Here is a 26,407-nt window from a genome sequence, read left to right on the forward strand (position 1 = left end):
TAAATCATCACACGTTGTGTGGTTAATCATTGGGAGCCAGATCTGATTTGTTAAATTTCAGCAAAAGCAGAAGGTTGGAGACGTGAAGGGAGCCTGCTCCTCCGAATGGGAGCAGGCCAAAAAACTCAGTGGTGCTGCACCGCCACGATGTCGAGCAGATGACGGTCGGTTTGCTCAGGACATAAACCTGCCTGCTGCGCATTATGGATCTCATCCGCCAGCGTCTTCAGCAGCAGGCCATCCTGCTGCTGCTCTTTATCCATATCGCGTAAGAAGCTGAGCGTCGTAATGTCCTGCTGCGCTCTGGCTTCATCGGCCAGTTTGTTGAGGGTGCTGCAGCGTTGTTCATACTCTTCAAGCGTCTTCTGAAACAGTTCTTCCAGGCAAGAGTAATTTTCATTGATCCCATCAAGGGCTTTAACGACAGGATTTGCCCCTGCGGCTTTCAGGAAGTTAAAGACACGCATCATATGGGTGACGTTACTTTGCGCCTGAGAGCGAAAGAAGGTGGCAGATCCCGTGAGGCTATTCTCGGCACACCACGCACTTAAGTGAAGGTGCAGATTCGAGGCGTAGAACTCAAGGTTCATCTGCGCGTTAAGTTTTTGCATCATCGTTTGGGTAGCCATACTCATATCCTTATTGACTGTGGGACGTGATGTCCGTTGCTTAACCTGAGCGTCAGGCAAATATGAAGAAAAGAGCAGAAATACACATTCTGCCGTGACCGAAGTCGACCGAAATTCACTTCCTGTGTTCGATATAAATAAGCATACCCTTGTCTTTGGTCTAAGAAAACTCTTAATTGGGCTGTATTTACCATACATTACAAAGTTTAATATAGTACAGAAATGCAATCAGCTTGCCATGAATTGAATATGGTTTAATGCTCTAATAATTAACAATTTTTATTGCAGTGATACACTGTTACTCTTTCGAAAATATTAAGTTGGAATAATACTCCGTGAAAAAGAGAAATACGGATTAATGTTTTCGAATATATGATGTGCTAATAAAATTGCGCTAAATCAAATTCTGCGGAATAACCGTGTTCAGGTACCTGGTGCATTTTTGATGAAAAACATCTTGAACCCCTTTAACGCCAGATGACGTTTAGTCCGCTGAGGGGTATCAGGGATTTCTTAGCTAATCTTATGGATAATTCTGCTTAACCCACTTTCATTTGTCTGACAAATCCTGCCTTTTTTATGTCATTTTTCGCTGAATTTATGTACGCAATTACTGTAATTCTGCGGTGTGATGGGGCTCTCTTATGGATGATTAATTTCCCGCTAAAACTATCACCAGCAATAACGCTTATGACGAGGTAAGCGCTAATGCCTTGTTTTAAGTCCGATTAAATAAGAAGCACGCACATATTCCCTACAGAAAAGAATGCTAAAGCTGGAGTTTACCATGCACAAATTTACTAAAGCGCTGGCGGCCATCGGTCTGGCTGCCGTTATGTCACAATCCGCTATCGCTGAGAATTTAAAACTCGGTTTTTTGGTAAAACAGCCCGAAGAGCCCTGGTTCCAGACTGAGTGGAAATTCGCCGATAAAGCCGGGAAAGATTTAGGTTTTGAAGTGATTAAAATCGCCGTGCCTGACGGTGAGAAAACCCTGAACGCCATCGACAGCCTGGCGGCCAGCGGTGCGAAAGGTTTCGTTATCTGTACTCCGGATCCAAAGCTCGGTTCGGCCATCGCGGCGAAAGCGCGCGGTTACGATATGAAGGTCATCGCGGTTGACGATCAGTTCGTTAACGCCAAAGGCAAGCCGATGGATAGCGTCCCGCTGGTGATGATGGCGGCGACCAAAATTGGCGAACGCCAGGGGCAGGAACTCTATAAAGAGATGCAAAAGCGCGGCTGGGATGTCAAAGAGACTGCGGTGATGGCCATTACCGCAGACGAGCTGGACACCGCACGTCGCCGTACTTCCGGTTCAATGGACGCGCTGAAAGCGGCCGGTTTCCCGGAAAAACAGATCTACAAAGTCCCTACCAAATCTAACGATATCCCGGGCGCTTTCGACGCCGCGAACTCTATGCTGGTTCAGCATCCGGAGGTCAAACACTGGCTGGTGGTCGGCATGAACGACAACACCGTGCTGGGTGGGGTACGCGCGACGGAAGGCCAGGGCTTTAAAGCGCCTGACGTGATCGGGATTGGCATCAATGGCGTTGACGCCGTCAGCGAGCTGTCCAAAGCGCAGGCTACCGGCTTCTACGGTTCTCTGCTGCCAAGCCCGGACGTTCACGGCTATAAATCCAGTGAGATGCTCTACAACTGGGTCACCAAAGGGGCTGAGCCGCCGAAATTTACCGAAGTGACCGACGTGGTGCTGATTACCCGCGACAACTTCAAAGAGGAGCTGGCGAAAAAAGGACTGGGCGGTAAGTAATACGCGGTGATTGTGCCCCTCATCCTTCGTGAGGGGCCAGACGTACACACTACAGGAATCACGGAGACGTTATGCGACAGTCTGATCCGTATCTCTCTTTTCGCGGCATCGGGAAAACTTTCCCCGGTGTTAACGCGCTGACCGATATCAGCTTCGACTGCTATGCCGGCCAGGTTCACGCCCTGATGGGGGAAAACGGTGCGGGAAAATCCACGCTGTTGAAGATCCTCAGCGGTAACTACGCGCCCACTACCGGCTCGCTGGCCATACGCGGTGAAGAGGTGGCGTTTGCCGATACCACGGCGGCGCTCAATGCCGGGGTGGCGATCATCTACCAGGAGCTGCACCTCATTCCTGAGATGACCGTGGCGGAAAACATCTATTTGGGACAGCTCCCGCACAAAGGCGGCGTGGTAAATCGTTCGCTACTTAATTATGAAGCGGGGCTGCAGCTTAAGCATCTGGGCCTGGACGTCGATCCCCAGACGCCGCTGAAATACCTCTCCATCGGCCAGTGGCAGATGGTTGAAATTGCCAAGGCGCTGGCGCGTAACGCCAGAATTATTGCCTTCGACGAACCTACCAGTTCGCTCTCTAAGCGTGAAATCGAAAATCTGTTCCGCGTGATCCGCGAATTGCGTCAGGAAGGCCGCACGATTTTGTATGTCTCGCACCGTATGGAAGAGATTTTTGCCCTGAGCGACGCCATCACCGTCTTTAAAGATGGACGCTATGTGCGCACCTTTACCGACATGGCGCAGGTGAACCATGACCAGCTGGTTCAGGCGATGGTCGGACGCGATCTGGGCGATATTTATCACTGGCAACCGCGCCCGTACGGCCCGGAACGCCTGCGCCTGGATAACGTCAAAGCGCCGGGCGTCAGAATACCGATTTCGTTATCCGTACGCAGCGGTGAAATCGTCGGCCTGTTTGGTCTGGTGGGGGCGGGGCGCAGCGAATTGATGAAAGGTCTGTTCGGCGGTACCCGTATTACCGATGGTCAGGTCTCTATTGACGGCGAACGGGTAGATATCCAGAAACCGGCCCACGCGATCGGGGCGGGGATGATGCTCTGCCCGGAAGACCGGAAAGCCGAGGGGATCATTCCGGTGCACTCGGTGCGCGACAACATCAATATTTCTGCCCGTCGTAAGTTTATTCGCGCCGGTTGCCTGATAAACGATAGCTGGGAGTCGAGTAACGCCGACCACCATATTCGCTCGCTGAATATCAAAACGCCGGGTCCGGAACAGCTGATCATGAATCTGTCAGGCGGAAACCAGCAGAAGGCAATTTTAGGCCGCTGGCTGTCAGAAGATATGAAGGTCATTTTGCTGGACGAGCCGACGCGCGGTATCGATGTGGGGGCAAAACACGAAATCTATAACGTGATCTATGAGCTGGCAAAACGCGGCGTGGCGGTGCTCTTCGCCTCCAGCGATCTGCCGGAGGTGCTTGGCGTGGCCGACCGCATTGTGGTGATGCGTGAAGGCGAAATTGCCGGCGAATTACTTCATGAACAGGCGAATGAACAACAGGCGTTGAACCTCGCCATGCCTAAAGTTAGCCAGGCTGTCGCCTGAGTAAGGAGTTAATGATGTCCTCTGTTACTACATCCGGAGTGCCGAAGCCGAAGTCGGCGCTGAGTATTGGACGTATCTGGGATCAGTACGGCATGCTGGTGGTTTTTGCCGCACTGTTCCTTGCCTGCGCGATCTTTGTCCCTAATTTTGCCACCTTCATTAATATGAAGGGGCTGGGGCTGGCCATTTCCATGTCCGGGATGGTGGCCTGCGGGATGCTGTTCTGCCTGGCCTCCGGCGATTTTGACCTGTCGGTGGCGTCGGTGATTGCCTGTGCGGGCGTCACGACGGCCGTGGTGATCAACATGACGGAGAGCCTGTGGATTGGCGTCTTAGCCGGTCTGTTACTCGGCGTCATCAGCGGTCTGGTGAACGGTTTTGTTATCGCGCGCCTGAAGATTAACGCCCTGATCACCACGCTTGCGACAATGCAAATTGTCCGCGGGCTGGCCTATATCATCTCCGACGGTAAAGCGGTGGGGATTGAAGACGAGCGCTTCTTCACGCTGGGTTATGCCAACTGGCTGGGTCTGCCTGCGCCTATATGGCTGACGGTGGCCTGCCTGATCCTGTTCGGCTTCCTGCTTAACCGGACCACCTTTGGCCGTAATACGCTGGCGATTGGCGGTAATGAAGAGGCCGCCCGTCTGGCTGGGGTGCCGGTCGTACGCACCAAGATTATTATCTTTGTGCTCTCTGGGCTGGTTTCTGCCGCAGCGGGGATTATTCTGGCGTCGCGTATGACCAGCGGCCAGCCGATGACCTCTATCGGTTACGAGCTGATCGTCATTTCGGCCTGCGTGTTAGGGGGCGTTTCCCTCAAGGGTGGCATCGGAAAAATCTCATATGTGGTGGCCGGTATCCTGATTTTAGGGACGGTGGAGAACGCCATGAACCTGCTGAATATTTCGCCGTTCTCGCAGTACGTGGTTCGTGGTCTGATCCTGCTGGCAGCGGTGATTTTCGACCGTTACAAGCAAAAAGCGAAGCGTACCGTGTAACCCTTTTTCCTGTCTTTTATTGCTCAACTTATAACCTTAGTTGACCTCTTAACCGCCCCGCCAGTAATACTGGCGGGGCGGTTGTCAAATGGCGAGCCACGTCACACTGTCTATACTTACATGGCTATGAAAGAGGTAAAGGCGTTTACCTCTCGTAAACCGTAAGGAGGAAAAGGGTGGCTGACACGTTAACCGCACCGCCTGTACTGCCCGGACACTATGCTTTCTTTTTTGATCTCGACGGCACGCTCGCCGGGATAAAACCGCACCCCGATCAGGTGTCTATTCCGGAGGCGGTGTTACAGGATTTGCATCAGCTCTCGCTCATGAATGAGGGAGCACTGGCATTGATATCAGGGCGCTCAATGGCCGAGCTGGATCTGCTCGCCAGTCCATACCACTTTCCGCTGGCCGGTGTACACGGAGCGGAGCGCCGCGACATCCATGATCAAACGCATATCGTTTCACTCCCCGACGCACTCACGCAAACGCTCCATAAGCAGCTTTCTGACGCGCTGGAAGCGCTGCCTGGCACCGAGCTGGAAGCCAAAGGCATGGCCTTTGCCCTGCATTATCGTCAGGCACCGCAGCATGAGGAGGCCGTACTTGCGCTTGCTCAGAGGGTGGCAGATGCGCATCCGCAGCTGGCGTTGCAGCCCGGCAAATGCGTGGTTGAGTTAAAACCGAAAGGGATTAATAAAGGCGCGGCCATCGCCGCGTTTATGGCGTCGCCGCCTTTCAAAGGGCGAACGCCCGTTTTCATTGGGGATGACCTGACCGACGAGGCCGGGTTTCGCGTGGTGAATCAGGCCGGAGGGATCGCCGTCAAGGTGGGGCCTGGTGACACTGTTGCCGAATGGCGACTGGCGGATGTCGCCAGCGTCTGGCAGTGGATATCTGACATCGCTAACCAGCAACAACAACAAATAGCGCAAAGCAAAGGGGGAAACCATTATGGGTCGCTTAGTCGTCGTCTCTAACCGAATCGCACCGCCTGACGATAAAAAAGCCAGTGCGGGTGGCCTGGCGGTAGGGGTATTAGGTGCCTTAAAAGCCGCTGGCGGGCTGTGGTTTGGCTGGAGTGGGGAAATCAGTGAAGAAGAGAAACCGCTCAAAAAGGTGACGCGCGGAAACATTACGTGGGCTTCATTTGCATTGAAAGAGAAAGACTACGACGAGTATTACTCGCAGTTCTCGAATGCCGTCCTGTGGCCCGCGTTTCACTATCGTCTTGACCTGGTCAAATTCCAGCGTGAATCCTTCGAAGGCTACTCGCGCGTGAATGCGCTGCTGGCGGATAAACTGCTGCCATTAATCGAAGAAGACGATATTTTATGGATCCACGATTATCACCTGTTGCCCTTCGCCAGAGAGCTGCGAAAAAGAGGGGTAAATAACCGGATTGGCTTCTTCCTGCACATCCCGTTCCCGACGCCGGAAATTTTTACCGCGCTCCCGCCGCATGAAGAGCTGCTGGAGGCGCTGTGTGATTACGATTTGCTGGGCTTCCAGACCGAAAATGACCGCCTCGCATTCCTTGACTCCGTGTCAGGTAAAGCGCGTCTGGTGACCAAAGGCGGGAAAACCCATACGGCGTGGGGGAAAACGTTCCACACCGAAGTGTATCCAATTGGGATTGAACCTGACGAAATCGCGGAGCAGGCTTCCGGCCCGCTGCCGCCGAAGCTGGCGCAGCTTAAGAATGAACTCAAACACGTGAAAAATATCTTCTCGGTTGAGCGTCTTGATTATTCCAAAGGGCTGCCGGAACGCTTCCTGGCGTATGAAACGCTGCTGGATAAATATCCGCAGCATCACGGTAAAATCCGTTATACCCAGATCGCGCCGACGTCGCGCGGTGAGGTTCAGGCCTATCAGGACATTCGCCATCAGCTGGAGACAGAAGCAGGGCGCATTAATGGCCGCTACGGGCAGCTGGGCTGGACGCCGCTGTTTTACCTGAATCAGCACTTTGACCGTAAGATCCTGATGAAGGTCTTCCGCTATGCGGATGTTGGCCTGGTTACGCCGCTGCGCGACGGGATGAACCTCGTCGCGAAAGAGTATGTGGCGGCCCAGGATCCTGACGACCCGGGTGTTCTGGTGCTCTCCCAGTTTGCCGGCGCCGCAAATGAGCTCACGTCGGCGCTTATCGTTAACCCTTATGACAGGGACGACGTGGCAAACGCGCTGAATCGTGCCCTGACTATGCCGCTCACGGAACGTATTTCCCGTCATGCTGATATGATGGAGACGATCCGTAAGAACGACATTAACCACTGGCAGGCACGTTTTATTCAGGATCTCCGGGATATCACCCCGCAAAGTCATGAAGGCGATCTGCAAAAAAAGATCGCGACCTTCCCTAAACTCGCCTGATTTTCCACTTGGGGGTTAACTCCCCCCAAGTGGCACTAACAGCACATCAACCTGGCTCGATGCGACAATGGATTTCGCCGCACAGGCTGCGCGCGATAAAAAGCTGTGGTTATGATTCCCGCAAATCACTAAATCAATATGTTGTTTACGACACATGTCGAGAATATGGGCGTTAAGTTCACCGGTCGCAATAATTGTCTCATAAACCGGATATTGTGCCTTTTCCACCAGTTCGCGCAGAAATTGCTGCGTTTCTTCCTGAAGGACCCCACGAATATCCTCCAGCATGGGGGCGGCCAGCTGATTGTACATCTCTGGCTCTGCGGCGAGCGTGATGAGGCTGATGCGGGCATTGTGGGGTCTGGCAATGGAAACGGCCCGGGCGACGAGTTGATGGCTTTCTGGAGAAACTGCAACGGAAACAATAAGATGGGAGTAACTCATGGCGCACTCCTTAGGTGTCTGTCAGACAGCGTTTGATCACCTTTACCGCGAATTCCCAGGTTCTGCAAGAGCTGATTACGACATTAGTGTGAAGCTTATCATAATTATTCATTAATTATTCTTATAAGAAGAATAACTGAAAAATGCGCCTAAATGAAAAAAATTAACAACTTAACGTAAATCACACAAATTCACGCTTTAACTGTTAAATCGTTTTGGCGCGTTACAAACTCATTTCGAATGATCACGTCCTGAAACATCTTTTTTGTGCTACCTGCATAACTATATGTTTTTTCACGGTAAGAAAAATGTTTCCCGGAGAGGGGTTTGTTGTAAATGTTTCAGCGTAGCGCTTACGGGGGTAGAAGCACGTTGCATGCCAGTTCGGATCGCCCGTCTGCATGAGTATTCGTCAATTAAGAATACAAAACAGTACTGATTGGTTAAAAAACAAACAAATTACAAGTCATACTGATGGATTTATGGGTCATATTCACTTAAATTGTGTGACGTGGATCACATTTTTTTTAAATTTGAGGGTGGCTGGATTGTATGTGACAAAACTGACGAGTAGAGTTTGCGTCGAATTAGGAAAAATCTTAGTTATTTGTAAGAAATGATAAAACATGTAAGAGACGCATTCGCGGTTTCTCTCTTACGCGTTTCAGTGAATACAAACCTAAATTCAACTATGCATTTAGCCTTTTCTTTTTTATACCGGGTGATTTCCCGGCGACATCACGGGGTGCGGTCTTTCCGCATAAAAATAATAGTTGGTTATTCGGGATGGGAACAATGCATACATCCGAGTTGCTAAAACATATCTATGACATTAATTTGTCGTATTTACTGCTCGCGCAGCGTTTGATTAGTCAGGACAAGGCGTCCGCGATGTTTCGTCTGGGTATTAACGAAGAGATGGCAACCATGCTGGGCGGTTTAACCCTCCCGCAGATGGTTAAACTGGCTGAAACGAATCAACTGGTTTGCCAGTTCCGTTTCGATGATTCGCAGACAATAACGCGTCTGACGCAGGATTCCCGTGTGGACGATCTTCAACAGATCCATACCGGTATTCTTCTCTCCACTCGCTTGCTTAACGAAATCAGCCAGCCTGATGACGCAGCCCGTAAGAAAAGGGCCTAGCAATGAGCGAGAAAAGCATTGTTCAGGAAGCGCGTGACATACAGTTGGCCATGGAGCTGATTACACTGGGTGCTCGTTTACAAATGCTGGAAAGCGAGACGCAGTTGAGCCGTGGCCGTCTCATCAAGCTGTACAAAGAGTTACGTGGTAGTCCCCCGCCGAAAGGCATGCTGCCGTTTTCTACCGACTGGTTTATGACGTGGGAGCAGAATATTCACGCTTCCATGTTCTGTAATGCCTGGCAGTATCTTCTCAAAACTGGTTTGTGTAGCGGCGTTGACGCCGTGATCAAAGCGTACAAACTTTACCTTGAACAATGCCCACAGCAGGAAGAAGGCCCTCTGCTGGCGCTGACCCGCGCATGGACGCTGGTGCGTTTTGTTGAGAGCGGAATGCTTGAGCTGTCGCGCTGCAACTGCTGCAACGGCAATTTTATTACCCACGCTCATCAGCCTGCAGGCAGCTTCGCCTGTAGTTTATGTCAGCCTCCATCCCGCGCAGTAAAAAGACGTAAACTTTCCCGGGATGCTGCCGATATTATTCCACAACTGCTGGATGAACAGATCGAACAAGCTGTTTAACCCGAACGTGTGGGAAAGATTCCAGCAGCGGTAAGCAATTACCGCTGCTTTTTTTTACCCCGCAAACGGTAAACGCTGCGAGCTGGACGTCCTTGCCATAGTCACTAGCGGAAGGATGATGTCGTGCTTATCTTATTAGGTTACCTGGTAGTTCTCGGTACAGTTTTCGGCGGTTACATGATGACCGGCGGGCACCTTGGAGCACTCTATCAACCGGCTGAACTTATTATCATCGGCGGTGCAGGGGTAGGGGCTTTTATCGTTGGCAACAACGGTAAATCGATCAAGGGCACGCTGAAAGCAATTCCGTTGCTGTTCCGTCGCTCGAAATACACCAAAAGCATGTATATGGATCTGCTGGCACTGCTCTATCGCCTGATGGCGAAGTCGCGTCAGCAGGGGATGTTCTCGCTTGAACGGGATATTGAAAACCCGAAAGAGAGCGAAATTTTTGCCAGCTATCCGCGCATTCTTGCTGACGCCATGATGCTGGACTTCATCGTCGACTATCTGCGACTCATCATCAGCGGCAACATGAATACCTTCGAAATCGAAGCGCTGATGGACGAAGAGATCGAAACTCACGAAAGCGAATCTGAAGTGCCGGCCAACAGCCTGGCGCTGGTCGGCGACTCGCTTCCGGCATTCGGTATCGTTGCTGCGGTAATGGGGGTAGTTCACGCTCTGGCCTCGGCAGACCGTCCGGCAGCCGAGCTCGGCGCGCTGATTGCCCATGCGATGGTGGGGACTTTCCTCGGTATTTTGCTGGCGTACGGCTTCATCTCTCCGCTGGCAAGCGTTCTGCGCCAGAAGAGCGCGGAAACCACCAAAATGATGCAGTGCGTGAAGATCACGCTGCTCTCTAACCTCAACGGTTACGCGCCACCGATCGCGGTTGAGTTTGGCCGTAAAACGCTTTACTCCAGCGAGCGTCCGTCGTTTATCGAGCTTGAAGAACACGTGCGTGCGGTGAAAAACCCAAACCAACAGACGACAACTGAGGACGCATGAAAAACCAGTCCCATCCGATCGTCATCGTAAAAAAACGCAAGCACAAGGGCGGCGGGCATGGCGCACACGGCTCGTGGAAAATTGCATACGCCGACTTTATGACAGCAATGATGGCGTTCTTTCTGGTGATGTGGCTGATCTCCATCTCCAGCCCAAAAGAACTGATCCAGATTGCCGAATATTTCCGCACACCGCTGGCAACGGCGGTGGCCGGTGGGCCGCGTATTTCTAACAGCGAAAGCCCGATCCCGGGCGGCGGCGATGATTACACCCAGCAGAAGGGTGAGGTGAAAAAAGAGCCGAACATCGACGAGCTAAAAAGAAAGATGGAGCAGGCGCGTCTGAAGAAACTGCGTGGCGATCTCGATCAGCTGATTGAGGCGGATCCGAAGCTGCGCGCGCTGCGCCCACATCTGAAGATCGACCTGGTGCAGGAAGGGCTGCGTATTCAGATTATCGACAGCCAGAACCGCCCAATGTTTAAAACCGGGAGTGCGGAAGTCGAACCGTACATGCGCGACATTCTGCGCGGTATTGCACCGGTGCTGAACGGCATTCCTAACCGAATCAGCCTGTCAGGACACACGGATGATTTCCCGTACGCCAATGGGGAGAAGGGATACAGCAACTGGGAGCTTTCTGCCGATCGTGCCAACGCCTCGCGTCGCGAGCTGGTGGCAGGTGGGCTTGATGATGGCAAGGTACTGCGCGTAGTCGGCATGGCCGCAACCATGCGCGTTTCCGACCGCGGGCCGGATGATGCCATCAACCGTCGTATCAGTCTTTTAGTGCTGAACCAGCAGGCGGAGCAGGCCATCCTGCATGAAAACGCCGAAAGTCAGAATGAGTCACTGGACGATTTAAAACAGCCTGGGGCCGTTCCTTCGGCTGCCGTTCCAACATCGCCACCAGCCAATCCGAGGTGATAGCGTGAGCATGGATATTAGCGATTTTTACCAGACATTCTTTGATGAAGCCGACGAATTGTTGGCCGATATGGAACAACACTTGCTCGACCTGGTGCCCGAAGCACCGGACTCCGAGCAGCTCAATGCCATCTTCCGTGCGGCGCATTCTATTAAAGGCGGAGCCGGAACGTTTGGATTTACCATCCTGCAGGAAACGACCCATTTAATGGAAAACCTGCTTGATGAAGCACGACGCGGTGAGATGCAGCTCAATACCGACATTATCAACCTGTTTTTGGAAACCAAAGATATTATGCAGGAACAGCTCGACGCCTATAAAAGTTCGGCAGAGCCTGATGCCGCCAGCTTTGAATACATCTGCAATGCGCTGCGCCAGCTCGCGCTGGAAGCAAAAGGTGAGGTTGCCGCAGCGGTTGTTCCGGCCGCGAAACTGAGCGTTGTCGATGCGGTTGCTGCCGACGAGGCCGCGCCAGCCGCTGCGCAGGCGGGCAAACTGCGCGTTGTGCTGTCGCGCCTGAAAGAGAACGAAGTTAACCTGCTGGAAGAAGAGCTGGGTAACCTGGCGAAATTAAGCAACGTGGTAAAAGGCAAAGACAGCCTGGCCGCGACGCTTGATGACGGGATTGGCCAGGACGATATCGTGGCGGTGCTGTGCTTTGTGATTGAAGCTGACCAGATCGCTTTCGAAACCGAAACGGCTGCGGTTGACGCCCCTGCGGCTGCGGAAGAGGTGGCTGTTGTCGCTCAGGCCGCGGCACCGGCTGTGACGCCTGCGGCCCCGGCGCTGAAGGCAGTACCAAAAGAGGCCGCTGCGCCTGGCCGTGGTGAAAAACCTGCCGCGCGCTCCAGCGAGTCAACCAGTATCCGCGTTGCCGTTGAGAAGGTTGACCAGTTGATTAACCTGGTGGGCGAACTGGTGATCACCCAGTCGATGCTGGCGCAACGTTCAAACGAACTCGACCCGGTCACCCATGGCGATCTGATCACCAGCATGGGCCAGCTGCAGCGTAACGCCCGTGACCTGCAGGAATCGGTCATGTCCATCCGTATGATGCCGATGGAATATGTCTTCAGCCGCTTCCCGCGTCTGGTGCGTGACCTTGCCAGCAAGCTGAATAAACAGATTGAACTGACCCTGATGGGCAGCTCAACCGAACTGGATAAGAGCCTGATCGAGCGCATCATCGATCCGTTAACGCACCTGGTGCGTAACAGTCTCGACCACGGTATCGAACTGCCGGAAAACCGCATTGCCGCCGGAAAATCCCCGGTCGGCAACTTGATCCTCTCTGCGGAACATCAGGGCGGGAACATCTGCATCGAAGTGACCGATGACGGCGCCGGTCTGAATCGCGAGCGCATCCTGGCAAAAGCAATTTCGCAGGGGATGGCGGTCAATGAAAACATGACCGACGAAGAAGTGGGCATGCTGATCTTCGCACCGGGCTTCTCTACCGCAGAGCAGGTGACCGACGTCTCCGGGCGCGGCGTAGGCATGGACGTGGTGAAACGTAACATCCAGGAAATGGGCGGCCACGTTGAGATCCAGTCTAAACAGGGTTCCGGCACTACCATTCGCATTCTTCTGCCGCTGACGCTGGCGATCCTCGACGGCATGTCAGTCAAAGTGGCGGACGAAGTCTTTATCCTGCCGCTGAACGCCGTGATGGAATCCCTGCAGCCGCGCGAAGAAGATCTGCATCCGCTGGCGGGTGGCGAGCGCGTTCTTGAAGTGCGTGGTGAGTACCTGCCGCTGGTGGAACTGTGGAAAGTGTTCGAGGTAGACGGGGCGAAGACAGAGGCCACGCAGGGTATCGTTGTGATCCTGCAAAGCGCGGGCCGCCGCTACGCGCTGCTGGTTGATCAGCTGATTGGCCAGCACCAGGTGGTGGTGAAGAACCTCGAAAGTAACTACCGCAAAGTGCCGGGTATTTCTGCCGCCACCATTCTGGGTGATGGTAGCGTGGCGCTGATCGTCGATGTGTCGGCGCTTCAGGGATTAAATCGTGAACAACGTGTGGCGTACACAGCCGCCTGATTAAGTAGAAGGTAATAACATGACCGGTATGAGTAATGTAACGAAACTGGCGGGCGAGCCATCAGGGCAGGAATTCCTGGTCTTCACTTTAGGCGATGAGGAGTACGGCATCGATATCCTGAAAGTGCAGGAAATCCGTGGTTACGACCAGGTTACCCGCATCGCTAACACGCCTGCTTTTATTAAAGGTGTCACCAACCTGCGTGGCGTTATTGTGCCAATCGTGGACCTGCGCGTGAAGTTCAGCCAGGGCGACGTTGACTACGACGACAACACCGTGGTGATCGTTCTGAACCTGGGGCAGCGCGTGGTCGGTATCGTGGTCGATGGCGTATCTGATGTGCTCTCCCTGACCTCAGACCAAATTCGCCCAGCGCCGGAGTTTGCGGTCACGCTGTCGACCGAATACCTGACTGGTCTGGGCGCGCTCGGCGAGCGTATGCTGATTCTGGTGAACATCGAGAAGCTGCTGAACAGCGATGAGATGGCGCTGCTGGATATCGCGGCGAGTCACGTAGCGTAGGTAAATGCAAAACGGCAACCCAGGTTGCCGTTTTTTGTGTTTGCTCCCTCTCCCTGTGGGAGAGGGTTGGGGTGAGGGCATCAGGCCTCACCCTTTTTTCATGCCATTACGCTTCCTGCTTTACCAGCTCAGCTTCCGCTTCAGCTTCACGCGCACCTTCATTCTGCGACAGCATCGCGGTCGCAATACCATTCCCCAGAACGTTAATTGCGGAACGGCCCATATCCAGGAAGTGGTCGATCCCCATCAGCAGCAGAATACCCGCCACCGGAATGTTAAAGCTTGGGATCGTCGCGGCCAGCACCACCAGGGATGAACGCGGTACGCCCGCAATCCCTTTGGAGGCCAGCATCAGCGTCAGCATCAGAACCGTCACTTCCGAGAAGCTCAGGTGAATGTTGTACGCCTGAGCGATAAACATCGAAGCGAAAGAGCAGTACACCATCGAACCCACCAGGTTGAAGGAGTAGCCAATCGGCAGAACGAAAGAGGCGATGTTGCGCGAGCAGCCAAAACGCTCCAGCTGCTCCAGCGTTTTAGGGTAGGCGGCTTCAGAGCTGCTGGTGGTAAACGCCACCAGGACCGGATCTTTCAGCATGCTGACCAGGCGGAACACCTCTTTTTTCAGCACCATGTAACCCACGGCCAGCAGCACCATGCAGGTGAGAAGAATGGCAACATAGTAGCCACCAATAAAGGAGGCGTAGTTCAGCAGAATGCCCAGACCCTGCGTGGCAATCACGGAGGAGATCGCCGCAAAAATGGCCAGCGGAGCAACGTACATCACGTAACCCGTGACCTTCAGCATGATATGGGAAACCACATCCAGCGCGGCCACCAGCGGCGCGTTGAATTTCTGCCCCAGCGACGCGCCGCCGATGCCGAAGAACATCGAGAACACCACAATCTGCAGGATCTCATTGTTCGACATCGCCCCTGCGATACTGGTTGGAATGGTGTGCGACAGGAACGCTTTCAGCGTCATGCCGCCAACGGCCAGACCGGTATCCACCGCTTCGGTTGGGATCGTCAGGTTCAGACCGCTTCCCGGATGCTCCAGCGTGACGATAAACAGGCCAACCAGAATAGAGAGTACGGATGAGCTGATAAACCACACCATCGCTTTACCGCCAACGCGGCCAATAGTGGAGGTTTCGCCCAGCTTCATAATGCCGACGGTGAGCGTGCTGAAGACCAATGGTGCAATGACCATTTTGATCAGACGGAGGAAAATATCGGTCAGAAGGGTAATGTTATCCGACCAGGCTGTGATGGCATCCGCAGATGCATATTCATGAATTGCTGCCCCTGAAAGAATACCCGCCAGCATGAATATCACGATGAAGAGTGTGAGTTTGTTTGCACTTGCCACGAAAAAAGACCCTCTATGCGCTTCAGATGTAGCCCGCATCGATACATATAAATTTTTTATTACGATGCAGGAAATTATTCGGCACATAAATTGACGCAAAGTGTAGGGGGATACAACACCTTTTTAAGTTTTATTAATTTTGTTGTTATTGCCCTGACGATATATTGTGATCTGCATCACACTTTAATGGATATATTCTCTCCGGAAAAAATAAAATCGCGGATTAAATAAATTTAACTCTCTGTTATTAATAAGGAAATTAAGTCAATAAGACATATGGCTTATGCGTTGAGGGGCGGGTGGTCGAAGCGATATCCGTAAACTAAATTCTCAATAACCCCCTCAAAGGAACCTTAAGCGGGGCTAACATCTTGAACGACAAAAATAAAATGTGGCAAGGGAACGGAGACGTCTTCTGGAGGGTGGTAAATGAAAAGAAAACTCCTTTTGATCTGCGCAGGAACCTTACTGACTGCGACTACGGCCCATCAGGCGCTGGCCGTCACCAGCAGTGGCACCATCGGCGCGACGCTGACGCTGACAAACGGCTGTCTGATAAACGGTTCGCCCGCGCAAAGCGGCATTAACTTCGGTACGCTCGATTTCGGTACCCATCCGGCAACCTTTTCCACTCTTACGACGCAGCTGAGCGGCGCCAGCGGCGGAAACACCTTCACCATTCAATGTACGACCGCCAGCTATACGGTGGCGATCACCGGTAATACCCATTCTACGGCACCCGGAACCGTTGTCGGTTCGCCGGGGACGCCTGAACGCTATCTGGTTAATACGGCCAACGCGGCCCAGGGCGTGGCTTACAGCCTGTACAGCGACAGCGGGTTTAACACAGTGATTGCCAACAACGCCGCGTTGCCGATCGCCTCAACGGCCGGAGGGGTAGACAGCTACACCCTCTACGGACGTATTACCGGCGGTGGTAACAGCGTGACGGTCGTCCCGGGAACCTACACCGACACGATTAACGTCAGCGTAACCTATTAGTCCCGAATAGCCATGAAGGCAACTCTCACAGGTCTGCGCAAATGCGCAGAGGGACACGTGCAGCCTTTTTTCGCGCTGCTCGTCGGATTGCTCATGATGCCCGCGGCGAATGCGGTGACATCACAGTCGTTTAAGGTCAGCGCGACGATTGTACCGGGATGCGCGGTAGCCACCGGTAGCGGAGGGCTTCTCGGTACGCTGGATTTTGGCACCCATAACGGCGTCGAGAGCGCGCCGGTCAGCACCAGCTTTGTGCCAAACGGGGCGTTGTCTATCGCCTGTACGCCGGGCGTGGCGCTGAGCATGAGCATTAACGGCGGGCAGAATTACGCCTCCGTCCGCCGGATGAAGCGGTCAGGCGGAACAGAACTGGTGCCGTACCGGCTTTACAGCAGCAGCTCGCTGGCCGCGAACAGCGAAATTGGCGTCAACCAGGCGATAGCGGTGACCTATACCAACAGCAATAACATCGCGCTGCCGCTTTTTGGCGTGGCGCTACTGACCGGTTTTAGCCCGGCGGGAACCTATTCCGATCAGCTCACCGTGACCTTGTCATGGTAATAAAGGGAGAGTGTTGATGAAGCCATTTTTCAGACCCGTTTGTCTGGCGGGCGCGTTGGGCATGGCTGCGGCAATCGGCCAGGTACAGGCGGCGGCCACTATCCTGCTCTGGCCGATCGATCCGTGGCTTGCTGCGGACGCCAATGCCACGGAACTGTGGATCCAGAACCAGGGAAACAGCGCCACGACGATGCAGGTCCGCATCGTGCGCTGGAAGCAGGAGGACGGACACGAGCGTTATACCGCGCAGCAGGACGTGGTCGCCAGCCCGCCGATCGTCACGATTGGCACGGGCAGCAAGCAGCTTATTCGCCTTATCAAACAGACTTCAGTCCCCGCAGGCGTCGAACAGGCCTACCGCATTATTGTCGATGAAATCCCCCAGCCTGATGCCAAAGCCGAACCCTCCATTGGCCTCAAATTGCAGATGCGATACTCCATTCCTCTGTTTGTGTATGGACAGGGGATACCGACGATAAAAGAGGGCGCGCACCACGCGCTGGTGGAGACCCGAAACCTGAGCTGGCGGGTGACGCAGGCGGGTGGACAGCCTGCGCTGGAGGTCCGAAATCGCGGGGATGTCCATGTCAGGCTAAGCCAGGTGGCGCTGGAGCAGGGAGGGCAGAAACGCACGGTTGCGGAGGGATTACTGGGGTACGTCCTTCCGGGCAGCACCCGCAGCTGGCCGGTACCCGCTGGCGTTCGTCAGCCAGAGCGGATGAGCGCGCAGATTAATGCCAGGGACGCACAATGGCAGTCGACGCCCGTCAACTGAAGCCGGCGATGATGATACTGCTCTGCGTCAGTTCCGCAACCTGGGCTGAGCCCGGTGACGACAGTTTACCGCCGCCGCCCCAGGCACAGGCGATACATGATGAAGCGGTTTTCCAGCTTGCCCTCGTGGTCAACCACTACGACACCGGTCTGGTCGTGCCCGTGACGCAGCGTAAAGGCGCTTTCTTTATCTCCAGCGCCGATTTGCTGCGCGCGGGGCTGCCCCCGGCGCATGTTCCCACCGGAGAGGTGAATCTCTCCTCGCTTGCCCTGGTTCGGGTGGAGTACGACAGCGCCGCGCAGCGCCTGCTGCTGACCGTTCCCCGCGACTGGGTGACGGCCCGGGTGACGCCGTTCAGCGCGCAAGCGACGCAGGCCAAACCGCACTACGGGCGCGGGGCGCTGCTGAATTACGATCTCTACACCAACCACACGGAACATATCGGCGGTCAGGCGTCGCTCTGGCATGAGTTCCGCTACTTCGACGAGAACGGCTCCTTTTCCTCCACCGGCTACGCGCGCGAAAATTTCAGCGGTAACGACGGCCAGCAGGAAGGGTATGTTCGCTATGACACGACCCTGCTGTTCACTAACGAAGATGACGCGATGAGCTGGAGCGTCGGGGACGCGATCAGCGATGCCCTGAGCTGGAGCTCCAGCGTGCGGATGGGGGGGATAAGCGTCGGGCGGGATTTCTCCCTGCGCCCCGATCTGGTGACGTGGCCGCTGCCCGAGTTCGCAGGGGAGGCCGCGGTACCCACCTCGGTCGATCTCTTTATCAATGGCTATCGTTCCGGCTCAACCCAGCTTCAGCCGGGTCCCTTCACCCTGACCAATCTGCCCTATATCAACGGCGCCGGGGATGCGGTGCTGGTCACGACGGATGCGCTGGGACGCCAGGTGAGCACCACGCTACCGTTTTACGTCACCAGCGACCTGCTTAAACAAGGGCTCAGCGACGGTGCCGTGACCCTGGGCAGCCTGCGGCGTAACTACGGCATCAAGAATTTTGACTACGGTTCCGCGGCGGGCAGCGGCTCGTATCGCTATGGTCTAACAGACTGGCTAACGCTGGAAGGCCACGCGGAAGGGGCGCAGGAGCTGGCGCTGGGTGGGGCGGGGACCGTGATAAAACTCGGCCAGTTTGGCGTGGTGAATACCTCTTACTCGCAGAGCCGCATGCGCGATGATGCGGGCGGGCAAATCAACTGGGGTTACCAGTACAGCACCAGCGCGTTTAGCGTCGCCACCCAGCACACGCGTCGCGGTCGCGGCTTTGGCAATCTGGCCCTTTACGACCAGCCGACGATGTATGATGAAAACGATAAACCCATCGCCAGCTTCAGCCGTAATACGGACCAGTATTCTCTGACCTTCAATCTGGGACAGTACGGCAACATCGGTGCGGCCTGGATCGGCGTGGAGAGTTTCGACAGCCAAAAAACCGAGCTGCTCAATCTCTCCTGGAGCCGCAATCTGTGGGGGGCGAGCAGTATTTACCTGGCCGGCAGCCGGGATCAGCAGCGGGGAGACTGGACGGTCGCGCTGTCGCTGCAGGTGCCGCTGGGGGCACGCGACAGCGCCGCGTTCACCGTTGAAAATACCCCGGATGCAGGCAGTACCCAGCGCATCAACTATAACCATTCCATGCCTTCTGACGGTGGGTTTAGCTGGAACATGGCCTGGGCCAACCAGTCAAGATCCAGTGATTATCAACAGGGGACGCTGGGCTGGCGCAATAACAACATAGAGCTGCAGGGCGGCGGTTATGGCGAAAGGGATACCATGACCTGGTGGGGCGAGGCGATGGGCGCAATTGTCCTGATGGACGGCGAACTGTTTGCAGCGAATAAAATCAACGATGCGTTTGTGGTCATCAGTACCGACGGTCATCCGGATGTGCCCGTCAGCTACGAGAACCAGCCCGTCGGTAAAACCAATAACAACGGCTACCTGCTGGTCAGCGGGGTGTCGGCGTATTACCCCGCAAGCTACCGGATTGATACCCTGAATCTGCCGGCGGATACCCGTCTGAAAGAGACCGAGCGACGGATCGCGATCCGCCGTCACAGCGGCTATCTGGTTGATTTCCCGATGGAGCAGGAGCGGGTGGCAAGCGTTATTCTGCATGATGCGCACGGGCAGGCGCTGCCGGTGGGAAGCCAGGTCCGACGGGTCTCGCGCAGCAATGCGGTGGTGGGGTATGACGGCATCGCCTGGCTGGAAAATCTTAGTGATGTGAACCCGCTGGAGGTGATAGCGCCTGACGGAAAACGCTGCACGGCTACCCTGACCGTGGGGGCCAATCCGGAACACAAGCTGAAAACCTACGGGCCGCTGATTTGTCGGGAGGCGCCATGACGCGCCTGCTGCTGTTGATTCTGCTGCTGTTCTCCGGCGGCGGCTGGGCGGCGTGTACTGTCAGTACGGTCAATGCCTCATTTGGCAGCGTCACCTCCTTCGCGCTCAGCGGAACAGGCGAGGTGGAAACCACCGGCACGCTGGTGGTGTCCTGTGATGCCATACTGAATCTGCTGACCAACGACTCGGTGACGCTGACCTACACCGCGGCATCGGTTTCGGGCAGCAGCCGGGCCACCATGAAACGGACAGATGATGCGACCATCACGGACGTGATCCCCACCCGGCTGTGCGGACTCTCGGGCTGCGCGAGCAGCAGCGAGGTACAGATAAGTAAATCGTATACCTGGAGTGGAAATACCTTGCTGGGGCTGCTGGGGTCAAAGCAGTACAACATTCCGCTCTATTTTCGCACCGTCGCCGGACAAAACGTCACTGCCGGGCCATATCAGGTGCAGTTAACCTTCAGCGTTAACTACAGCGTGTGCTCCGTGGGCGCGCTCGGCATTTGCACAATCAATCAGGCGGGCACCGCGACGACCACCATTCTACTGAACATGACTGTTACCAACGATTGCAGCGCCATGACCACGCCGGACGTGAACTTCAACAGCGCACCGCTGGTACAAAGTTTCCCTACCGTTTCGCAGGCGATTGCCGTCACCTGTACCAAAGGCAGTACGTATACCATCGGCATTAACAACGGGGCTAACGCGCTGAACAACGTGCGGCGCATGGTGAGCGGCAGCAACGCCATGAGCTATGACATCTATAAAGAAGCCACCAGTAACCGCTGGGGCGGCAGCGGCAGCGAGCGCTGGTCCAGCGCGGTATCGTCACAGGTCAGCACCGACGGCTTGCTGCGCACCTACAATTACACCGCGAAAGTCCTTACCAATCAGACCACGCCACCCGCCGGAACCTACACCGATACGCTGATTGTTGACGTGGCGTTTTAGCCCCGCGCTTTTCCCTTTCTCAAATGTAAAGTTCCTGTGGGTAGTGCCGATAACACCGTTAATAAATCTATGAGAAGGTGTTGTATGTTGAACCGTATCCGCGTTGTCACAATGCTTATGATGGTGCTGGTCATTTTCGCACTTCTTCAGCTTATCTCCGGCGGGCTTTTTTTCTCGTCATTAAAACAGAACCAGGACAGCTTCGCGGCCTCGAACGATCTCCGTCTGCAGCAAAGTGAACTCACGTCAACGTGGGATCTGATGCTGCAAACGCGTATCAACCTGAGCCGCTCGTCCGCGCGCATGATGATGGATCCCAACAATCAGCAGAGCAGCGCGAAAACCGATCTGTTGAAAAATGCCCGTGCCACCCTTGCTGACGCCGCTAAACACTACGACGCCTTCAAAAAGATCACCCCGCAGCCTGCGATGGAGCAGGTGAGCCAGAATATCGATGAAAAATACAGCGCCTACCATGCCGGTCTGACGGAACTGATTCAGTTCCTGGAGAGCGGCAATATGGACGCCTATTTCGCACAGCCTACGCAGGGGATGCAAAACGCCCTCGGCGCGGCGCTGGGGGAGTACGCGAAGGTCAGTGGCGATCTCTATCACACAGCCTTTACCGCAAGCCAGAATGACTATCGTTTTGCGAAATGGCAGATGGCCGTGATGGCGCTGGCGCTGGTCATTGTGCTGGTCGCAGTATGGTACGGCATTCGCCATATCCTGCTGAACCCTCTTGGCCGCGTCATTGCCCACATTCGTGAAATTGCCGGCGGCGATCTGACCAAAACGCTCACCGTTTCCGGGCGTAATGAGATCACCGAGCTGGCAAACAGCGTTGACCACATGCAGCGTTCGTTAATCGACACCGTCGCCAACGTGCGCAACGGGTCAGAAGCTATTTATACCGGCACCAGCGAAATTGCGATGGGGAATAACGATCTCTCATCTCGTACCGAGCAGCAGGCTTCCGCCCTGGAAGAGACGGCCGCCAGCATGGAGCAGCTTACCGCGACCGTGAAGCAGAACGCCGATAACGCCCGTCAGGCGTCTCAGCTGGCAGAAAGCGCCTCCGAGACGGCGCAGCGAGGCGGTCGCGTGGTGGATGGCGTGGTGAAAACTATGCACGAAATCGCCGACAGCTCGAAGAAAATCGCCGACATCATCAGCGTCATTGACGGTATTGCCTTCCAGACCAACATTCTGGCGCTTAACGCCGCCGTGGAAGCGGCGCGTGCGGGCGAACAGGGACGCGGGTTTGCCGTGGTGGCCGGGGAAGTGCGCAATCTGGCCAGCCGCAGCGCCAATGCGGCAAAAGAGATCAAGTCGCTGATCGAAGATTCCGTCTCCCGCGTGGATACCGGCTCCGTGCTGGTGGAAAGCGCCGGGGAGACCATGAATGACATCGTGAATGCCGTCACCCGCGTGACGGACATCATGGGTGAAATCGCCTCTGCGTCTGATGAGCAGAGTCGTGGTATCGACCAGGTTGCCCTGGCGGTATCGGAAATGGATCGCGTGACACAACAAAACGCCGCGCTGGTGCAGGAGTCCGCTGCGGCGGCCGCTGCGCTGGAAGACCAGGCGAGCCGTCTGAAGATGGCCGTCTCGGCGTTTCGTCTCGCTTCACTCGCTGGAAACACGGTCACCCCGCAGGCGACGTATCGCGCGCCAGCCGCTGAATCGGCTGCAAACCGTACGCGCACCGCGACGACCGGACAAGATGAAAACTGGGAAACATTTTGACTGACAATTAAACCGCGGCTGCTTGCCGCTTGATGGGAGCGTGGATGTTAAATCGTATTCGTATCTCGACCACACTGTTTTTGATTCTGATCCTTTGCGGTGTGTTGCAGGTTGGCAGTAACGGGTTGTCTTTCTGGGCGTTTCGCGATGGCTATCAGAATTTGCAGGAAGTTGAGACGAGTAATCAGCAGCGCTCCGCACTGGCACAAACGCGTGCCGTGCTGTTGCAGGCAAGCACTGCGCTGAACAAGGCGGGAACCTTAACCGCGCTGAGTTATCCGCCGGATGACATTAAAGCGCTGATGGCGACCGCGCGCGACAGCCTGAAACAGGCTGACGCACAGTTTAAAGCTTTTACGGCGCAGGCCGCCGACAGCGAGAAAGAGAAAGCGCTGAAGGCCGCCATGAAGACGAACTTTGAACAGTGGTACAGCGATCTGGACCATCAGGCGACGTGGCTTGAGAACAACCAGCTGTCGGACTTTATGACCGCGCCGGTTCAGGCCTCGCAGGCGGCGTTTGACGGCAGCTTTAACGCGTGGCAGCAGGATATTAACCAGTCTGTTCAGCGTGCCGGTGAACAGAGCCGTCAAAGCTATCACATGTCGGGTGTCATCTTTGCCGTGGTGGTGATTCTGGCAGGGCTGCTGACCGGCGCCGCACTGCTCTGGTCGCGCAGAATGATTGTCCAGCCGCTGGCGATTATCAGCAGCCACTTCGACAGTATTGCGAAAGGCGATCTGGCGCGTCCGGTAGCGGTGTTCGGCAGGAACGAAATTTCAGCGATCTTTGCCAGCCTGAAGGCGATGCAGGGATCGCTGCGGGAAACGGTGAGCGACGTGCGGCAGGGCAGTTATGCCATGCACACCGGGATCTCAGAGATTGCGGCGGGCAATAACGATCTCTCGTCCCGCACCGAGCAGCAGGCGGCTTCGCTGGCGCAGACGGCGGCCAGCATGGAGCAGCTGACCGCGACGGTAAGCCAGAACGCCGATAACGCGCGTCAGGCGTCTGACCTGTCAAAACAGGCGGCGATGACGGCGAAGAAAGGCGGAGACCAGGCGTCCCATGTCGCCAGCACCATGCAGGAGATTGCCACCAGTTCGCAGAAAATTGGTGACATCATCAGCGTGATTGACGGTATCGCGTTCCAGACCAACATTCTGGCGCTGAATGCCGCCGTTGAAGCGGCGCGCGCCGGGGAGCAGGGGCGAGGATTTGCGGTGGTGGCAGGGGAAGTGCGTAACCTGGCGAGCCGCAGCGCCAACGCGGCGAAAGAGATTAAGGTGCTGATCGAAGAGTCGGTCTCGCGCGTTCAGCAGGGCTCAACGCTTGTGGATACGGCGGCGAAAACCATGCACGAGATCGTCACCTCCGTGACGCGGGTGAACGACATCATGGGCGAAATTGCCTCGGCGTCGGACGAACAGCGTCGCGGCATTGAGCAGGTTGCACAGGCCGTCAGCCAGATGGATCAGGTGACGCAACAGAACGCCTCGTTAGTTGAGGAAGCGGCAGCGGCAACCGATCAGCTGGCCAGTCAGGCCGATCGTCTGACCGGACTGGTCGCGGTGTTTAATGTGAAAGAGCACGTTGAAGCAGTAACAGAAGTCGGGCGGTCGCAGGCCGTGCCAGTTGTATCCTGAATGTAATTAAGAAGGCGCTATGACATCACCAATGCCCCCTGGGCAAACGTCATTATTGTTGCAGATGACACAGCGCCTCGCGCTGTCCGACGCGCATTTTCGTCGGATATGTCAGTTAATCTACCAGCGTGCGGGGATCGTGCTTGCGGATCATAAGCGCGACATGGTCTACAACCGCCTGGTGCGGCGCTTGCGCACGCTGGGGCTGGATGATTTTGGCCGCTATCTGAGCATGCTCGAGGCGAACCAGAACAGCGCGGAGTGGCAGGCTTTTATTAACTCGTTAACCACCAACCTGACGGCGTTTTTCCGTGAAGCCCACCATTTCCCGGTCCTGGCCGAGCACGCACGCCGTCGCACCGGGGAGTATCGCGTATGGAGTGCGGCCGCCTCGACGGGTGAAGAACCGTATTCGCTGGCGATCACCCTGGCTGATACCCTGGGCATGACGCCCGGACGCTGGAAAGTCTACGCCAGCGATATCGATACCGAGGTGCTGGAGAAGGCGCGTAACGGCGTTTATCGCCAGGATGAGCTGAAAACGCTGTCACCACAGCAGCTGCAGCGTTATTTCATGCGCGGAACGGGCCCGCATGAAGGCCTGGTACGCGTACGCCAGGAACTGGCGAACTGCGTTGAATTCGCGCCCGTAAACCTGCTGGATAAGCAGTACAACGTGCCGGGGCCGTTCGACGCTATCTTTTGCCGTAACGTCATGATCTATTTTGATAAAACGACGCAACAGGACATTCTGCGTCGGTTTGTTCCGTTGCTCAAGCCTGACGGTTTACTGTTTGCAGGGCACTCGGAAAACTTCAGCAACCTCGCGCGTGAGTTTAGCCTGCGTGGGCAAACGGTATATGCGCTGAGTAAGGAAAAAGCATGAGTAAAATCAGGGTGTTGTCTGTCGATGATTCAGCGCTGATGCGTCAGATCATGACTGAAATTATCAATAGCCACAGCGACATGGAGATGGTGGCAACCGCGCCCGATCCGCTGGTAGCGCGGGATTTAATTAAAAAATATAACCCCGACGTGCTAACGCTGGATGTCGAGATGCCGCGCATGGATGGCATAGATTTCCTCGAAAAATTAATGCGGCTTCGGCCCATGCCGGTGGTGATGGTCTCCTCCCTGACCGGAAAAGGCTCGGAAATCACCCTGCGCGCGCTGGAGCTGGGGGCGGTGGATTTTGTCACCAAACCGCAGCTCGGCATTCGCGAAGGGATGCTGGCCTACAGCGAAATGATCGCCGAGAAGATCCGCACCGCGTCTAGGGCGAAGCTTGCCGCCCACACGCCGATGGCCGCGCCTGCGACCCTGAAGGCCGGTCCCTTACTCAGCTCGGAAAAACTGCTGGTGATTGGCGCGTCAACCGGAGGAACAGAGGCAATTCGTCATGTACTCCAGCCATTGCCGCTTTCAAGTCCGGGTATTCTGATCACTCAGCATATGCCGCCAGGCTTTACCCGTTCGTTCGCCGAGCGCCTGAACAAGCTGTGTCAGATCAGCGTGAAAGAAGCGGAAGACGGCGAGCGCGTGCTCCCGGGACATGCCTATATCGCCCCGGGCGACAAGCATATGGAGCTGGCGCGCAGCGGCGCTAACTATCAAATCAAAATTCATGACGGACCGCCGGTCAACCGGCACCGTCCGTCGGTGGATGTGCTGTTTCATTCGGTGGCGAAACATGCGGGGCGCAACGCCGTTGGGGTGATCCTGACGGGGATGGGCAACGACGGTGCCGCCGGAATGCTTGCAATGCACCAGGCTGGCTCCTGGACGATTGCGCAGAATGAAGCAAGTTGTGTGGTGTTCGGCATGCCGCGCGAGGCCATCAATATGGGTGGCGTGAGCGAAGTGGTCGATCTTAGCCAGGTAAGCCAGCAGATGCTGGCGAAAATCAGTGCCGGACAGGCAATACGTATTTGACTCA

Annotated in this window: 23 protein-coding genes; 20 read left to right on the plus strand and 3 right to left on the minus strand. The window is 55.4% G+C overall.

Going from position 1 to position 26,407, the window contains the following annotated elements; translation table 11 throughout:
* Positions 1-125: 125 nt before the first annotated feature.
* Positions 126-629: a non-heme ferritin-like protein gene (locus AC0TN7_RS04275; RefSeq protein WP_061714860.1), complete on the minus strand. Its 504-nt coding sequence runs from the start codon at positions 627-629 to the stop codon at positions 126-128.
* Positions 630-1,416: 787 nt separating this feature from the next.
* Between AC0TN7_RS04275 and araF the strand changes: the two genes are divergently transcribed.
* The 5 genes from araF to otsA all read left to right on the plus strand — a co-directional run bounded on the left by araF (position 1,417) and on the right by otsA (position 7,372).
* Positions 1,417-2,406 (plus strand): arabinose ABC transporter substrate-binding protein AraF, encoded by a 990-nt coding sequence (gene araF / locus AC0TN7_RS04280; RefSeq protein WP_024909787.1) that lies wholly within the window; start codon positions 1,417-1,419, stop codon positions 2,404-2,406.
* A gap of 71 nt (positions 2,407-2,477) precedes the next feature.
* Positions 2,478-3,992: an L-arabinose ABC transporter ATP-binding protein AraG gene (gene araG / locus AC0TN7_RS04285; RefSeq protein ID WP_473701866.1), complete on the plus strand. Its 1,515-nt coding sequence runs from the start codon at positions 2,478-2,480 to the stop codon at positions 3,990-3,992.
* A 14-nt stretch (positions 3,993-4,006) separates the two neighbouring features.
* Positions 4,007-4,993 (plus strand): L-arabinose ABC transporter permease AraH, encoded by a 987-nt coding sequence (gene araH / locus AC0TN7_RS04290; RefSeq protein ID WP_061714861.1) that lies wholly within the window; start codon positions 4,007-4,009, stop codon positions 4,991-4,993.
* A gap of 176 nt (positions 4,994-5,169) precedes the next feature.
* The gene (gene otsB / locus AC0TN7_RS04295; protein WP_024909666.1) at positions 5,170-5,973 is read left to right on the plus strand and encodes a trehalose-phosphatase; all 804 of its coding nucleotides are present in this window, start codon (positions 5,170-5,172) and stop codon (positions 5,971-5,973) included.
* On the plus strand, positions 5,948-7,372 hold the full coding sequence (otsA, locus tag AC0TN7_RS04300; RefSeq protein ID WP_048992259.1) for an alpha,alpha-trehalose-phosphate synthase: 1,425 nt from the start codon (positions 5,948-5,950) through the stop codon (positions 7,370-7,372). The genes otsB and otsA overlap by 26 nt, the downstream gene beginning before the upstream one ends.
* Before the next feature lie 15 nt (positions 7,373-7,387).
* On the opposite strand, the gene uspC is transcribed toward otsA, so the two are convergent.
* Positions 7,388-7,816, minus strand: coding sequence for a universal stress protein UspC (gene uspC, locus AC0TN7_RS04305; RefSeq protein ID WP_473701867.1), 429 nt, complete (start codon positions 7,814-7,816; stop codon positions 7,388-7,390).
* A 795-nt stretch (positions 7,817-8,611) separates the two neighbouring features.
* On the opposite strand from uspC, the gene flhD reads away from it, so the two are divergent.
* The 6 genes from flhD (at position 8,612) to cheW (ending at position 14,044) form a co-directional block, all read left to right on the plus strand.
* Positions 8,612-8,962, plus strand: a complete 351-nt coding sequence (flhD, locus tag AC0TN7_RS04310; RefSeq protein WP_023336137.1) for a flagellar transcriptional regulator FlhD — start codon at positions 8,612-8,614, stop codon at positions 8,960-8,962.
* 2 nt (positions 8,963-8,964) lie between these two features.
* On the plus strand, positions 8,965-9,543 hold the full coding sequence (gene flhC / locus AC0TN7_RS04315; RefSeq protein ID WP_008500416.1) for a flagellar transcriptional regulator FlhC: 579 nt from the start codon (positions 8,965-8,967) through the stop codon (positions 9,541-9,543).
* 123 nt (positions 9,544-9,666) lie between these two features.
* Entirely contained in the window at positions 9,667-10,554 is an 888-nt protein-coding gene (gene motA, locus AC0TN7_RS04320) for a flagellar motor stator protein MotA (RefSeq protein WP_008500417.1), read from the plus strand.
* Complete coding sequence (gene motB, locus AC0TN7_RS04325) at positions 10,551-11,480, plus strand: flagellar motor protein MotB (RefSeq protein ID WP_024909669.1); 930 nt, start codon at positions 10,551-10,553, stop codon at positions 11,478-11,480. Before motA ends, motB begins: the two co-directional genes overlap by 4 nt.
* A 4-nt stretch (positions 11,481-11,484) precedes the next feature.
* On the plus strand, positions 11,485-13,521 hold the full coding sequence (cheA, locus tag AC0TN7_RS04330) for a chemotaxis protein CheA (protein WP_024909670.1): 2,037 nt from the start codon (positions 11,485-11,487) through the stop codon (positions 13,519-13,521).
* 19 nt (positions 13,522-13,540) lie between these two features.
* Positions 13,541-14,044, plus strand: a complete 504-nt coding sequence (gene cheW, locus AC0TN7_RS04335) for a chemotaxis protein CheW (RefSeq protein WP_023312262.1) — start codon at positions 13,541-13,543, stop codon at positions 14,042-14,044.
* A gap of 106 nt (positions 14,045-14,150) precedes the next feature.
* Here cheW and AC0TN7_RS04340 read toward each other — a convergent pair whose 3' ends face one another.
* Positions 14,151-15,416: a dicarboxylate/amino acid:cation symporter gene (locus AC0TN7_RS04340; RefSeq protein WP_024909671.1), complete on the minus strand. Its 1,266-nt coding sequence runs from the start codon at positions 15,414-15,416 to the stop codon at positions 14,151-14,153.
* Between the two features lie 429 nt (positions 15,417-15,845).
* Here AC0TN7_RS04340 and AC0TN7_RS04345 point away from each other — a divergent pair, with 429 nt between their 5' ends.
* The 9 genes from AC0TN7_RS04345 (at position 15,846) to AC0TN7_RS04385 (ending at position 26,403) form a co-directional block, all read left to right on the plus strand.
* A complete protein-coding gene (locus tag AC0TN7_RS04345; protein ID WP_032647817.1) occupies positions 15,846-16,418 on the plus strand; it encodes a Csu type fimbrial protein in 573 nt (190 codons plus the stop codon).
* Positions 16,419-16,430: 12 nt separating this feature from the next.
* Positions 16,431-16,979 (plus strand): Csu type fimbrial protein, encoded by a 549-nt coding sequence (locus tag AC0TN7_RS04350; protein ID WP_024909673.1) that lies wholly within the window; start codon positions 16,431-16,433, stop codon positions 16,977-16,979.
* 16 nt (positions 16,980-16,995) lie between these two features.
* Complete coding sequence (locus AC0TN7_RS04355; protein ID WP_024909674.1) at positions 16,996-17,754, plus strand: fimbrial biogenesis chaperone; 759 nt, start codon at positions 16,996-16,998, stop codon at positions 17,752-17,754.
* Positions 17,730-20,114: a fimbria/pilus outer membrane usher protein gene (locus tag AC0TN7_RS04360; protein ID WP_267217018.1), complete on the plus strand. Its 2,385-nt coding sequence runs from the start codon at positions 17,730-17,732 to the stop codon at positions 20,112-20,114. The genes AC0TN7_RS04355 and AC0TN7_RS04360 overlap by 25 nt, the downstream gene beginning before the upstream one ends.
* Positions 20,111-21,073, plus strand: coding sequence for a Csu type fimbrial protein (locus AC0TN7_RS04365; protein WP_032647810.1), 963 nt, complete (start codon positions 20,111-20,113; stop codon positions 21,071-21,073). Before AC0TN7_RS04360 ends, AC0TN7_RS04365 begins: the two co-directional genes overlap by 4 nt.
* Positions 21,074-21,157: 84 nt before the next feature.
* Positions 21,158-22,825, plus strand: coding sequence for a methyl-accepting chemotaxis protein II (tar, locus tag AC0TN7_RS04370; protein WP_024909677.1), 1,668 nt, complete (start codon positions 21,158-21,160; stop codon positions 22,823-22,825).
* Between the two features lie 44 nt (positions 22,826-22,869).
* The gene (gene tap, locus AC0TN7_RS04375) at positions 22,870-24,471 is read left to right on the plus strand and encodes a methyl-accepting chemotaxis protein IV (protein ID WP_024909678.1); all 1,602 of its coding nucleotides are present in this window, start codon (positions 22,870-22,872) and stop codon (positions 24,469-24,471) included.
* 19 nt (positions 24,472-24,490) lie between these two features.
* The gene (gene cheR / locus AC0TN7_RS04380; protein WP_023312253.1) at positions 24,491-25,357 is read left to right on the plus strand and encodes a protein-glutamate O-methyltransferase CheR; all 867 of its coding nucleotides are present in this window, start codon (positions 24,491-24,493) and stop codon (positions 25,355-25,357) included.
* Positions 25,354-26,403, plus strand: coding sequence for a protein-glutamate methylesterase/protein-glutamine glutaminase (locus tag AC0TN7_RS04385; protein WP_417927553.1), 1,050 nt, complete (start codon positions 25,354-25,356; stop codon positions 26,401-26,403). The genes cheR and AC0TN7_RS04385 overlap by 4 nt, the downstream gene beginning before the upstream one ends.
* The last annotated feature ends 4 nt before the right edge of the window (positions 26,404-26,407 follow it).

The organism is Enterobacter sp. PL_is511, assembly GCF_055816065.1.